The following is a 12,778-nucleotide window of genomic DNA, read 5'->3' on the forward strand; positions in this document are numbered from 1 at the left end:
TTTTTAAGCATTAGATGCCACTTCCCGATGTCGTATCGGGTCTACTCCTAAGCGGTAGGTCGCCAGTTCGATTCTGGCCGGGATCACCAAGAGAATAAGATTGCCGTACATGCTTACCCGAGAGGAAAAGTCGCCAGTTCGATTTCACCCTTGCGGGTACGTGTGGCCGGAATCACCAAGAAGAAAAAGCTGTTTCCATGTTTGAGTGGAAACAGCTTTTTAACTTTCAGTATTCTATTTTTTTGCCTTGTTGACCTTATCTATTCAACTTCGCCATAAACTTTTCATTATCAATAATAAAACGCTCATGTGTACCCTTACCGATAACGCCCTTGCTGTCAGCAGCACTCACCTCAAAGGTCAGCTTGCGTCCGTCAACCGCAGTCAGCTTAGCGGTAGCGGTAACACTGTCGCCCATAGCGGTAGCGCGGTCATGCGTAATATTCAGGCTGATGCCTACAGTTCCGCTGCCCTCCTCCAGATGAGCATTGACTGCGGCGCAGGCAGCTTCCTCCATCAGTGCGCACATAGCGGGAGTGGCAAAAACAGCCAAAGAGCCGCTTTTCATAGTAGCGGCAATATTAGCCTCGGTTACGGTTACGTTAGCGGTGCCGGTAAGTCCGGTATGTAAATTTGTCATGCTTAAAACCCTCTTTCAATAATCAAATCATACGCTTATATCATAAAGTATTATCGTTCTGCTGACAAGTCCTAAATGCAAGGATAAGAATTTTTTGCCTGCATATTGCAGGAATTGTTTGTCAAGCGCCGAATTATAATAATATAAACGAATTGAAATGATGGCTGGAGGTGTAGAACCATGGCTTTAGAATTTAACAAAACCTCGTATTTAAAGATTTATACAGGCGAGGATATTCTCTTTGAGGATATCCCGCTTTATAAAGCAATTTTGCGTGAAGCGCGCTCTTTGGGCCTTGCCGGCGGTACTGTTATCAAGGGTATCGAAGGCTATGCCAGCAAGGTGCGTGGTGTAGGACGTGCTGTCAGCACATTTATTAGCGGCAATGCCAATTTCCCGGTTATTGTGGAGCTGGTAGATAAAAAGGAAAACCTCGAAAAGATTCTGCCGTTTCTGGAAAAGAATGCAACCCATGCCTTAGTGGTGATGGGTGAGGCTGATTATCTGGTAACCGATTTTATGCGTAAGGCAGAGAGCTATAAGGATATCAACAACGGCTCGCCGCAGCCGAGCTACCTGCGCAAGCAGCAGGAACAACAGCAATAAGCTGATAAACCGCAGTTAAAAATTGAGGCTGCGGTTTTTTTATGGGAGATGACGAGGAGGAGAATTTATGTATGATGTAGCCATTATCGGCGGAGGTCCTGCCGCAATTTTTGCCGCCTATGAGTTCGTACTGAAGTATCCGCAATTAAAGGTTATTATGCTGGAGGCCGGCAATACGATTGAAAAGCGCTTCTGTCCGCTGGCAGCCAAGAAGGTTGACCACTGCATTAACTGTAATTCCTGCAGCATTATGCGCGGTTTTGGCGGTGCCGGTGCTTTTTCGGATGGCAAATATAATTTTACGACGGAATTCGGCGGCTGGCTGAACGAATATCTGCCGGAGGAAAAGGTTATCGAGCTGATTGATTATGTTGATGAGCTGAATTGCCGTCATGGTGCTCCCGGCGAATATTTTTCTACTAAGAATAGCAAAATAGGCGTGCAGGCGCTTAAATACGACTTGCATCTTTTGAACGCCAAGGTACGCCATCTGGGTACGGAAAATAATCTGGTGATTATGGAAAACATCCATAAGTTTTTGGAGGACAAAATCGAAATCCGCTGCAATACCGCGGTTGAAGAAATTTGCCGTCAGGAGGACGGAACCTTTGTGCTGGAGCTCAACAAGGGCGAGGCGGTGCCGTGCAAGTATCTTATTGCTGCTCCCGGTCGCGCCGGTGCGGAATGGTACACTGAGCAGTGCGCTAAGATGGGCCTTTATTTTATCAACAATCAGGTGGATATCGGCGTGCGCGTAGAGGTACCGGCAGAGGTGTTCAAGCATATCACCGACGAGGTGTATGAGGCAAAAATTTTGTACCGCACCTCGCTTTACAATGACGTGGTGCGCACCTTCTGCATGAATCCCTACGGTTATGTAGTAGCGGAAAATACGGACGGCATTATTACTGTTAACGGCCACAGCTACCGCGACCCCAAGATGCACAGCAAGAACACCAACTTTGCGCTTTTGGTAAGCAGCAAGTTTACCGAACCCTTCCATGAGCCGCTGCAGTACGGCAAGCGTATCGCTTCGTTCTCCAACATGCTGGGAGGCGGCGTGCTGGTGCAGCGCTTCGGCGATCTGGTGAAGGGCAGACGCACGAATGAGAAGCGTATGCTTAAGAGCTTTACCAAACCGACGCTCAGTGCAACGCCGGGAGATTTAAGTTTGGTCTTGCCTAAACGCCATCTTGATGATATTATTGAAATGATTTATGCTTTGGATAAGATTGCTCCCGGTATGGCGAATGCGGATACGCTGCTTTACGGCGTAGAGGTAAAATTCTACAGCGCACGCCTCGAGCTGGACGGTAATCTGGAAACCAAGGTTGCGAATATGTTTGCGGTAGGCGACGGTGCCGGTATTACACGCGGATTATCGCAGGCGAGTGCCAGCGGTGTCTGGGCGGCGCGCGTCATTGGTGCCCGTGCCTGCGGACAGAAGAATTAAGGAAGGTGCTTTTTTAGATGAATTTTGAGTTTTTTGCGTTTCTGGTATTTATGTCTTTCGTTTCCTTTGCGGTAGCCTTTTTGGCTTATGGTATGGTAGTGCGCTTTATGGGTAAGGACGGCTTCCTCGCCCGCATGGGACAGATTATCCTGGTGCCTGCATGTATCGTTATCTATGACTTTATCACGATGGCTGCACCGCAGAGCTACCGTTATGTTATCGGCAGTATTCCTCTGGTGCTGATTGCCGGCATTGCGATTTATTTCCGCTTTGTGAAGGGCGAAAACTTTGCCGAGGCTAAGGAGCAATCTCCTTCCGAGCTGGCAAAGCTGGCTGATGAACCGAAAAAGTTCAGCAAGAAATCTGCCCGCATCCACGAAAAAAGAAAAAATCGCGGTCGCGAGTAATTTAAGCAGGAATTTTTGCGCTAAGGCAGAATATATAACGTAAGAAGAAAAAAAGCCTCTTCTTGTAGAAAATATAATAAATAAATTACAACATGTGCATTATTATGGAGGTGCGTTGTTATGTTTAAAAAGATTCTTGTTCCTGTAGATGGCAGTGAAGGCTCCTGGAGAGCACTGGATACTGCTGTAGAGCTTGGCAAAAAGTTTGGCGGCGAACTGCATGTAATCAATGTAATCCAACCATATAATAATGCTGCTTTGCTTGCAGTGCCTCTGGATCATGCAACTGTAAGCCAGGGCAACAGTGAGCTGGAGAAAATCGGTGACAAGGTTCTCGAAATGGCGCAGGAGCGTCTGAGCACCTACGAAGGCGAAACCAAATTCAGTCTGGAGGTTGGCCATCCGTCCGAACGCATCATCGCTATGGCTAAAAAGACCGGCGCAGATGCAATCATCATCGGCAGCCGTGGCCTTTCCGGTATTGCTGAATTCTTCCTTGGCAGCGTAAGCTCTAAGGTTGCTCAATATGCAAATGTACCTGTGCTGATTGTAAAATAAAATGCTGAAACGCATTCTTGTACCTATTGACGGTACGGAGCATTCCTGGAGAGCATTGGAATATGCCTGTGAGCTTGTAAGCTATACGCGTGGCTCGCTGGTAATTATGACGGTGGTTTCCGGCAGAATGAAACAGCATATTGTGGAATTTGGAAGCGACTGCCTGTATGTTCAGATGGGTGATGAAGTGCTTGATGCCGCACATGCGATTCTCAGCGGCAAGAACATTGATTGCACCTATTTGCTGGAAAACGACAACGATATTGCCGAAAGCATCCTGCGCGCGGTAGGTGAGCAGGATTGTGACGGTATCGTGCTGGGTAGCAGAGGCATGGGAGTTTTGGAAGGCTTGTTCCGCAATAGTGTCAGCAGCGTCATAATGGAAAACGCTAATGTGCCTGTGACGATTGTTAAGTAAATATGTAAAAGATAACGAGTACGCCGGATTCGTCCTGCGCGTACTCGTTTTGTTATGCTTATAATTTGCTTTGACCGATGAAAGCCAGAAACTCCTTGACGTAGCTTGGCAGCAGATAATTTTTGCGGTAGATGAGGTAGAGGCTGCGTTCGGAAAAAGCCTGCGGCAGCTCGAAGGCCAGCAAACGCTTTTCCTGCAGGAAGTTGTGCGCTGCCTTTTCCGAGATAATGGAAATGCCCATACCACCGGCGACAAGGTTTTTGATAGTTTCCTGATCGTTGACGCGGGCAATAATCTGCAGCTCGCTTTCGGCAATGCCGCTGTTGGCAAGAAAGTTATCCGCCATTTTTTTGCTGCCGCTTCCCTTTTCGCGCAGAATCAGCGGTTCGCGCAAAAGCTCCGGCAGAACGTTTTCCTTGCGCTGTCTGTACTGCAGAAAATGTTCGTTGACCGGCGTAATGACTACCATGCGGTCTTTGCAGAAGGGCAGGCAGCAGAAGTCGTTGTCCTCGCAGCTCATGCCGATGAAGCCAAGGTTAAACAGTCCGTCCTTCAGGCCGTTGATGATACCTTGACTGTCGCTCTGGTGAATGATGAAGTAAATATCCTGATGCAATTTGCCGAAGTCCGCCAAAAGCTGCGGCAGGATATAAGCTGAGGGGATGGTGGAGGCGCCGAGGTGGATGATGCGCCGGCTTTCGATGGAGCAGGCCTGAATCATGCGCTCCTTCAGCTCCAAGATATTCAGCGCGTATTCGTAAAGCTCGCGTCCCTTGGGCGTTATCTGCAGGCTTTTGGTAGTACGCAGAATCAGTTTGGTGTTAAGCTCGCTTTCCAACTGGTGAATGTGCGTGCTGACGGTGGACTGCGATACGAAGAGCCTGCCTGCAGCCTGCGTGAAGCTTTCCTCCTGCACTACGGTGATAAAGCTTTGGAGCTGTTTAAAGTCCATGGGCGAGCACCTCTTCTAAAGCCTGCAGAGCGATATTGACTTCCTCTGCTGTGTTGTACCAGCCGAAAGAAAAGCGCAGTGTACCCGTGGGATATGTTCCGAGCGTTTTGTGGGCGTTGGGGGCGCAGTGCAGGCCTACGCGCGTAGCAATGGCGTATTTGTCCGCTAAGATGAAGGCCAGCTCTGCGATATCCATTATATCTGTAATGATGGAAACTACGCCTACGCGCTCGCTACAGTTCTTTTTACCGACGATGCACAATAAGTTTTGCGCTTCTAACTGCTGCAGTCCGTCTAAAAACTGCTGCGTAAGCGTCAGTTCATGCGTGCGGATTTTGTCAATGCCCTGCTGCTGCAGCCATGTGAGAGAAGCATGCAGACCGGCGATGCCCGGCAGGTTGAGCGTACCTGCCTCGAATTTATCGGGCATGAAGCGGGGAGTGTGCTCCGTATGGCTGAGGCTGCCGGTGCCGCCGACGATGAGCGGTGTTATTTCGTCAATCATGCTTTCGCGCAGCACAAAGCCGCCGATGCCCTGCGGTGCTAGGAGGCCCTTGTGTCCCGTAAAGGCGAGGGCATCGATGTGCATTTCCTGCATGTTGATAGGAACAACGCCGGCGCTTTGCGCACTGTCGACGATGAATTTCAAATTGTGCTTGTGGCAGAAGCTGCCGACTTGTGCCAAGGGCTGCAGTGTGCCGCAGACATTGCTGGCGTGCGTCATGATGATAGCCTTGGTGTTGGGGCGCACAAGCTGCGGTAAAGCGTCTAAGCACAGTGCACCCTCCGCGTCGCAGGGAATGCGGCTGAAGGTTATGGCGTCGGTGGGAGCGTTGCCTGCAGTCAGCTCGGCGCCGATTTGTTGGAGCGGACGCATGACGGCGTTGTGCTCCATAGCACTCACAAGCACATGGTCACCGCTATGCAGAAGTCCCTTGATGATGATATTCAGGCTTTCGGTAATGTTCTTCGTAAAGACAACATTTTTGCTGTCCTCGCCGCCGAAGAATCGGCAAAGCTGCTCGCGAGTGGCAAAGACAAGGTCCTCGGTAGTAGTCGCGCAGGTACCGCGGCTGATGTTAGTGCCTGTGTGGGCGATATATTGATAAACTGCGTCAGCAACTGCCTGCGGTTTGGGAAAGGTGGTGGCGGCGTTGTCTAGATAAATTTGCTGCATTTTCCTTACCTCCTCATATTATGCCTATTCTATCATATAATTATCTGAAAAGCTAATAAATCAATCTGCTTTATCTATAAATGATATTGGTAGAAGCGCGTTGGCTATGATATACTTTTGTCGAAAGAATATTTTAGGGAGGCTTTTTATGAAAAATGAACAAATAACGATTGTTGCGACAGGCGCTGTTATCGGCCTGCTGGCAGCGATGCTTGTGTTTTTCGGCAATCCGGCCAACATGGGCCTGTGCATTGCCTGCTTTTTGCGTGATACTGCCGGCGGTCTGGGCCTGCATGCAGCTAAGGCTGTGCAGTACATCCGTCCGGAAATCAGCGGTCTGATTTTGGGCGCGCTCGGCGGTGCCTATCTGCACGGCGAATTTTCGCCGAAGGGTGGCAGCTCGCCGCTGACACGCTTTATGCTGGCCTTTTTCGCGATGATTGGCTGTCTGATGTTTTTAGGCTGTCCGTTCAGAATGCTGCTGCGTATTGCCGGCGGTGACTTGAACGCTGTTGTCGGCCTTGTTGGCTTTGCGGCAGGCATTTATGCCGGCATTTTCTTCCTGAACCGAGGCTACAGCCTGAAGCGCACCTATAAGATGACGGCGGCGGAAGGCAGCATTATGTCGGTTATTGCCATTGTATTGTTGGTGTTGCTCGTTGCCGCACCGGCCTTCATACACTTTACCAAGGCGGGTGGCGGCCCCGGTGCCAAACATGCGGCTGTTGCTGTGAGCCTGATTGCTGCAGTGGCAGTCGGTTATCTTACGCAGCGCACACGCTTCTGCATGATTGCCGGTATCCGCGATTTTATTCTCTTTAGAGAAACTAAAATGCTGTGGGGCTTTGTGGCTGTTGTTGCGGCAGCTGCTGCCTGCAATGTTGTGCTGACCTCTGTAACAGGCGGTGCCTTTTTCAAGGTGGGCTTTGCGGCGCAGCCTATTGCGCACACCGATGCGCTGTGGAACGTGCTGGGACTTTTCTTGGCGGGTTTTGCCTGCGTACTCTTGGGCGGTTGCCCGATGCGTCAGCTGGTGTTGTCCGGCGAAGGCAACTCCGACAGCGCAGTAACTTTGCTGGGCTTTATCGTGGGTGCGGCCTTTGCGCATAACTTCGGTCTGGCATCCAGCGGCAATGGTCCTACTGCCAACGGTCAGATTGCTGTTGTTATCGGTATTGTTGTTGTTACTGTGATTGCTTATCTGAATACATATAAAAAGTGAGGAAACGCTATGAAAACTATTGATGCAAGAGGACTTTCCTGTCCCGAACCTGTTATCCTGACGCGTCAGGCGATGATGAGCGGCGAGGCTGCTTATGAGGTAATCGTGGATAATAATACCTCCAAGGAAAATGTAACACGCTACGCACAGCATCAGGGCTATAAGGTTGCTGTGACGGAGCAGGACGGAGAATTTACTCTGTCCCTGAGCAAATGATGCAGTATATTGCAACGTTCTTTTCGCACTTCGGTGCGGTGCGCTTTCAGCATCTGTGCACGGAGCGCGGCTGGCAGGCGCAGGTGCGCCCGGTGCCGCGCAGCCTGAGCAGCAGCTGTGGTACCTGCGTGTTTTTTAAAACAGAGGCTCTGGAAGATGCAGCGTCCCTGCAGACACCGGAGCTGGAGCAGATAGTGAGTGAGCGGGAGAATGGTTACGAGGTTTTGTATACTGCTGCCGAACAAGCGGAGGTTTGAGCTATGGAAAACGAAGTAAGGCTGACGAAGCTGGCAAGCTGTGCGGGCTGCGGTGCCAAGGTGGGTGCCGGTACGCTGTGCAATTTGCTGGCAGGCTTTCAGACGCATTATGATGCTAATCTTTTGGTAGGCTACGATAAAAGCGATGATGCCAGTGTTTATCGGGTGAGTGACGAGCTGGCGATTGTGCAGACAACAGATTTCTTTCCGCCGATTGTCGATGATCCGTTTATGTACGGGCAGATTGCGGCGACGAACGCTCTGAGCGATGTTTACGCTATGGGCGGCGAGCCGAAGCTGGCGCTGAATATCATGTGCATTCCCGAGAAGATGGATAAGGCAACAGTGCAGGAGATTTTGCGCGGCGGTTATGCCAAGGCCTATGAAGCAGGTGCAATTATCACCGGCGGCCACACCATTCACGGCGCGGAGCCGATTTACGGCTTGGCGGTGACAGGTTTTGTGAAGCCTGAAAATGTGTGGACGAACAGCGGCGCGCAACCCGGTGACATTTTGCTTTTGACGAAGCCTTTGGGCGTAGGCATTCTGACGACGGCGGCGAAGGCCGGCTTAGTAGAGCAGGAGCTGCTAGACAAGCTGTATGTGCAGATGAGTACGCTCAATAAATATGCCCATGATGTGCTTGTGAACTACAGCGTGCATGCCTGCACCGACGTAACAGGCTTTGCGCTTTTGGGACACAGTTTGGAGATGGCGCAGGGCAGCGGCGTTACCGTGCACCTGAAGGCGCAGGACGTGCCCTACCACGAGGAAGCATACGAGATGGCGGATATGGGCTTTATACCTGCCGGCGCATACCGTAACCGTGATTTTGCCGAAGCAGGTGTGCGTGTTGTGGGAGCTGTCGCGCGTGCGCTGCAGGATATTTTTTACGACCCGCAGACGAGCGGAGGCCTGCTATGTGCTGTTCCTGCGGCGGAGGCGGAAGCTTGTCTGGCAGAGCTGCGGGCTGTTGCTCCGAGCACGCGGATTATCGGCTATGTGACCGAAAAACTTGATAGTGCGATTTATCTTGAGGCGTAAATATTTTTAAGATGCTGCTTAACCGGCGGCATCTTTTTTCACATTTTATTTACGCAAAAATGCTGTATACATTTATGCAGATATTTTACAAACAAGGCTGAGTAGTGTATACTAATTGTATGAACCGGAAAGTTTTTCCTGTAAAAATTAAGGTCAAGTAATTTTGTGATTTCAAGAAAGAAGGGAATCCAATGGTAAAAATGAAAACAATGGACGGCAACACAGCTGCTGCGTATATTTCCTACGCATTTACCGATGTTGCTGCAATTTATCCTATTACTCCGTCCTCACCGATGGCTGAGGTTGTCGATGAATGGGCTGCCCAAGGCAAAAAGAACATTTTCGGGCAAACCGTTAAGCTGATGGAAATGCAGTCCGAGGCAGGTGCCTCCGGTGCAGTTCATGGCTCCCTGCAGGCAGGTGCGCTGACTACTACCTACACCGCATCTCAAGGCTTGCTTTTGATGATTCCTAATATGTATAAAATGGCCGGCGAGCTGCTGCCTGCAGTTTTCCACGTTTCCGCACGTGCACTGGCAACCAGCTCTCTGTCTATCTTCGGTGACCACCAGGACGTTATGGCTACCCGTCAGACCGGCTTCGCACTGTTGGCTGAAGGCAGCGTACAAGAGGTTATGGATCTGGCAGGCGTAGCACATCTGAGTGCTATCAAAGGCCGTGTACCGTTCCTGAACTTCTTCGACGGCTTCCGTACCTCTCACGAAATCCAGAAGATTGAGGTTATGGATTATGCTAATCTCGAAAAGCTGCTGGATAAGGATGCGGTAGATGCATTCCGCAAACGCGGTCTGAACCCGGATAATCCTGTTATCCGCGGCACCGCACAAAACCCGGATATTTACTTCCAGACCCGCGAGGCTGTTAACACCTATTACAATGCTCTGCCGGAAATCGTAGAGAATTATATGGGTGAAATCAGCAAGCTGACCGGCCGTGAATATCATCTGTTCAACTACTACGGCGCTGAAGATGCCGAAGATATCATCATCATTATGGGCTCTGCTTCCGAAACCGTCCGCACTGTTGTTGAAAAGCTCAACGCAGAGGGCAAAAAGGTTGGCGTACTCGTAGTTCATCTGTATCGTCCGTTTAGCATCGAGCACTTCATGGGCGCAATTCCGCAAAGCGTAAAACGCATCGCTGTTTTGGACCGCACCAAAGAACCGGGCGCTTTCGGCGAACCGCTGTATCTTGATGTACGTGCTGCCTTCTATGCAAGCGACCGCAACCCTATGATTATCGGCGGCCGTTACGGCTTGGGCTCCAAAGACCTGCTGCCCGGCGATATCGTAGCTGTATTCGATAATCTGGCAAGTGCAGAACCGAAAAACAACTTCACCATCAGCATCACTGATGATGTAACCAATACCTCTCTGCCGTGCGTAGCAGGCGTTGATGTAACTCCTGCAGGCACCAAGGGCTGCAAATTCTGGGGCTTGGGCAGTGACGGTACCGTCGGCGCCAACAAGAGTGCTATCAAAATCATCGGTGACCACACCGATATGTACGCTCAAGGCTACTTCTCCTACGACAGTAAAAAATCCGGCGGCGTAACTGTTTCCCACCTGCGCTTCGGTCATACTCCGATTATGGCACCGTACCTGATTGATGCTGCCGACTTTGTTGCAGTACACAATCAGTCCTATGTTCATAAATACGATGTAACCGCAGGCCTGAAAAAGGGCGGCACCTTCCTGCTGAACTGCAACTGGAGCGCTGAGGAGCTCGACGCACAGCTGCCCGGTCAGCTCAAACGCTACATCGCTAAGAACGATATCAAATTCTACATCATTGATGCTGTAAAGATTGCTCAGGAAATCGGTCTGGGCGGCCGCATCAACATGATTATGCAGTCTGCTTTCTTCAAGCTGGCTGATATTATTCCTCTGGCTGACGCTGTTAAATACCTGAAGGATGCTGTTGAGCATTCCTACGGCAAGAAGGGCCAGAACATTGTCGACATGAACAACGCTGCTATCGACAAGGGTATTGACGCTATTGTTGCCGTTGATGTTCCCGCAAGCTGGGCTGAGGCCGGCGATACTGCTGCCGAAGCTGCAACCGGCAACGAATTTGTTGACAAGCTGCTCGTTCCGATGAACAAGCTGGAAGGCGATAAGCTGCCGGTAAGTGCTTTTGCTGATTATGCAGACGGCACCTTCCCGAGCGGTACTGCTGCTTACGAAAAACGCGGCATCGCTATCGACGTACCGGAATGGCAGATGGACACCTGTATCCAATGTAACCAGTGCGCCTTCGTTTGCCCGCATGCTGCTATCCGTCCGGTTCTCATGACTGAGGAAGAAGCTGCCAAGGCTCCGGCAACTCTGCCGAGCAAGCCTGCTATCGGCGCTAAAGGCCTGATGTTCAGCATGAGCATCTCTCCGTTGGATTGCACCGGCTGCGGCAACTGCGCTCAGGTATGCCCGGCTCCGAAAGCCAAAGCTCTCGTTATGAAGCCGCTCGATACTCAGCTTGATAAAGCTGCTGCATGGGAATACAGCCAGAAGGAGGTTGCTCCGAAGGCAAATCCGCTCAACAAGAAGACCATGAAGGGTATTCAGTTCGAGCAGCCGCTGCTTGAGTTCAGCGGTGCGTGCGCAGGTTGCGGCGAAACTCCGTATGCTAAGCTCGTAACCCAGCTGGTTGGCGACCGTATGATGATTGCCAATGCAACCGGCTGTACCTCTATCTGGGGTGCATCCGCTCCGTCCATGCCGTACACCAAAAACTGCAAAGGTCATGGTCCGAGCTGGGCAAACTCCCTGTTCGAGGATAACGCTGAATATGGCTTAGGTATGTTCCTGGGCGTTAAACAATCCCGTGAGCGTGTAGAAGACATGGTAAAAGCTATGCTGGAAGGCGAGCTGCCTGAGGATCTCAAGGCTGCGCTGACCGATTGGCTGGAGCATGTCAACGACAGCGAAGGCACCCGTGAGCGTGCCGAAGCGCTGACTGCTGTACTGGAAAAATACAAAGACAACTGCGATAAATGCGCTGCTCTGTATGACGAGAAGCAATTCTTCGTTAAACGCAGCCACTGGATCTTCGGCGGCGACGGCTGGGCTTATGATATCGGCTACGGCGGTCTGGACCATGTACTGGCATCCGGCGAGAATGTCAATGTTATGGTATTCGATACCGAGGTATATTCCAACACCGGCGGTCAATCCTCCAAATCTACTCCGACTGCGGCAATCGCTAAATTTGCTGCCAGCGGCAAAAAGACCAAGAAGAAAGACCTTGGCATGATGGCTATGAGCTATGGCTATGTATATGTTGCACAGGTTGCTATGGGCGCCGACAAGAACCAGACTCTGAAGGCTATTGCCGAAGCAGAGGCTTATGACGGTCCGTCCCTGATTATTGCTTACGCACCTTGCATCAACCATGGCCTGAAGGTTGGCATGGGCTGCAGCCAGCTCGAAGAAAAACGTGCTGTTGACTGCGGTTACTGGGCAACCTACCGCTTCAATCCGGAACTGAAGGAGCAAGGCAAGAATCCGTTCATTCTGGACAGCAAAGAGCCTACCGCAAACTTCCGTGACTTCCTGATGGGCGAAGTTCGTTTCAGCTCCCTGCAGAAGATGTTCCCGGATACTGCGGAAGCATTGTTCGAAAAGACCGAGAAGGACGCTATGACTCGTCTGGACGGCTACAAAAAGCTGGCAGGCAAGGAATAAAATTCTTGCTTAATAAAAAATAAGCCGTGCTGCGTAAGCGGCACGGCAAAAAGAAAAAGCAAAAGTATTTGCATTAGTCCATTACTTGTGGTTGGGTCGACCTAGTCCAATTTTTGTGCTCGAT

At 50.7% G+C, this 12,778-nt stretch carries 13 protein-coding genes; 10 read left to right on the top strand and 3 right to left on the bottom strand.

All coding sequences use genetic code 11. The features are described 5' to 3' along the window. Nucleotides 1–256: 256 nt before the first annotated feature. Nucleotides 257–640, bottom strand: a complete 384-nt coding sequence (locus tag Q7Q81_RS10510) for a thioesterase family protein (protein WP_304275973.1) — start codon at nucleotides 638–640, stop codon at nucleotides 257–259. Nucleotides 641–820: 180 nt separating this feature from the next. On the opposite strand from Q7Q81_RS10510, the gene Q7Q81_RS10515 reads away from it, so the two are divergent. The 5 genes from Q7Q81_RS10515 (at nucleotide 821) to Q7Q81_RS10535 (ending at nucleotide 4,082) form a co-directional block, all read left to right on the top strand. Further along, nucleotides 821–1,246 carry a DUF190 domain-containing protein gene (locus tag Q7Q81_RS10515; protein ID WP_304275976.1) on the top strand — a complete coding sequence of 142 codons (426 nt, stop codon included), beginning with the start codon at nucleotides 821–823 and terminating at the stop codon, nucleotides 1,244–1,246. 67 nt (nucleotides 1,247–1,313) lie between these two features. Continuing rightward, the gene (locus Q7Q81_RS10520; RefSeq protein WP_304275979.1) at nucleotides 1,314–2,699 is read left to right on the top strand and encodes an NAD(P)/FAD-dependent oxidoreductase; all 1,386 of its coding nucleotides are present in this window, start codon (nucleotides 1,314–1,316) and stop codon (nucleotides 2,697–2,699) included. A 17-nt stretch (nucleotides 2,700–2,716) separates the two neighbouring features. Further along, a complete protein-coding gene (locus Q7Q81_RS10525; RefSeq protein ID WP_303679638.1) occupies nucleotides 2,717–3,106 on the top strand; it encodes a hypothetical protein in 390 nt (129 codons plus the stop codon). Nucleotides 3,107–3,226: 120 nt separating this feature from the next. Then, a complete protein-coding gene (locus Q7Q81_RS10530) occupies nucleotides 3,227–3,664 on the top strand; it encodes a universal stress protein (protein ID WP_293692917.1) in 438 nt (145 codons plus the stop codon). 1 nt (nucleotide 3,665) lies between these two features. Then, nucleotides 3,666–4,082: a universal stress protein gene (locus Q7Q81_RS10535; protein ID WP_304275982.1), complete on the top strand. Its 417-nt coding sequence runs from the start codon at nucleotides 3,666–3,668 to the stop codon at nucleotides 4,080–4,082. A gap of 58 nt (nucleotides 4,083–4,140) precedes the next feature. On the opposite strand, the gene Q7Q81_RS10540 is transcribed toward Q7Q81_RS10535, so the two are convergent. Together Q7Q81_RS10540 and Q7Q81_RS10545 are read right to left on the bottom strand one after the other, a co-directional pair. After that, nucleotides 4,141–5,034, bottom strand: coding sequence for a selenium metabolism-associated LysR family transcriptional regulator (locus Q7Q81_RS10540; RefSeq protein ID WP_304275985.1), 894 nt, complete (start codon nucleotides 5,032–5,034; stop codon nucleotides 4,141–4,143). Continuing rightward, entirely contained in the window at nucleotides 5,024–6,211 is a 1,188-nt protein-coding gene (locus Q7Q81_RS10545; RefSeq protein ID WP_304275988.1) for an aminotransferase class V-fold PLP-dependent enzyme, read from the bottom strand. The genes Q7Q81_RS10540 and Q7Q81_RS10545 overlap by 11 nt, the downstream gene beginning before the upstream one ends. A gap of 148 nt (nucleotides 6,212–6,359) precedes the next feature. Here Q7Q81_RS10545 and yedE point away from each other — a divergent pair, with 148 nt between their 5' ends. The 5 genes from yedE (at nucleotide 6,360) to nifJ (ending at nucleotide 12,654) form a co-directional block, all read left to right on the top strand. Then, on the top strand, nucleotides 6,360–7,433 hold the full coding sequence (gene yedE / locus Q7Q81_RS10550) for a YedE family putative selenium transporter (protein ID WP_304275991.1): 1,074 nt from the start codon (nucleotides 6,360–6,362) through the stop codon (nucleotides 7,431–7,433). Between the two features lie 9 nt (nucleotides 7,434–7,442). Further along, on the top strand, nucleotides 7,443–7,649 hold the full coding sequence (locus tag Q7Q81_RS10555) for a sulfurtransferase TusA family protein (RefSeq protein ID WP_009146013.1): 207 nt from the start codon (nucleotides 7,443–7,445) through the stop codon (nucleotides 7,647–7,649). Further along, nucleotides 7,646–7,906, top strand: a complete 261-nt coding sequence (locus tag Q7Q81_RS10560; protein WP_304275992.1) for a DUF3343 domain-containing protein — start codon at nucleotides 7,646–7,648, stop codon at nucleotides 7,904–7,906. Before Q7Q81_RS10555 ends, Q7Q81_RS10560 begins: the two co-directional genes overlap by 4 nt. A gap of 3 nt (nucleotides 7,907–7,909) precedes the next feature. Beyond that, the gene (selD, locus tag Q7Q81_RS10565; RefSeq protein ID WP_304275994.1) at nucleotides 7,910–8,950 is read left to right on the top strand and encodes a selenide, water dikinase SelD; all 1,041 of its coding nucleotides are present in this window, start codon (nucleotides 7,910–7,912) and stop codon (nucleotides 8,948–8,950) included. A gap of 191 nt (nucleotides 8,951–9,141) precedes the next feature. After that, nucleotides 9,142–12,654, top strand: coding sequence for a pyruvate:ferredoxin (flavodoxin) oxidoreductase (gene nifJ, locus Q7Q81_RS10570; protein ID WP_304275995.1), 3,513 nt, complete (start codon nucleotides 9,142–9,144; stop codon nucleotides 12,652–12,654). Nucleotides 12,655–12,778: the final 124 nt, after the last annotated feature.

This window comes from Phascolarctobacterium succinatutens, assembly GCF_958453765.1.
Taxonomy (GTDB): Bacteria; Bacillota; Negativicutes; order Acidaminococcales; family Acidaminococcaceae; genus Phascolarctobacterium_A; species Phascolarctobacterium_A succinatutens_B.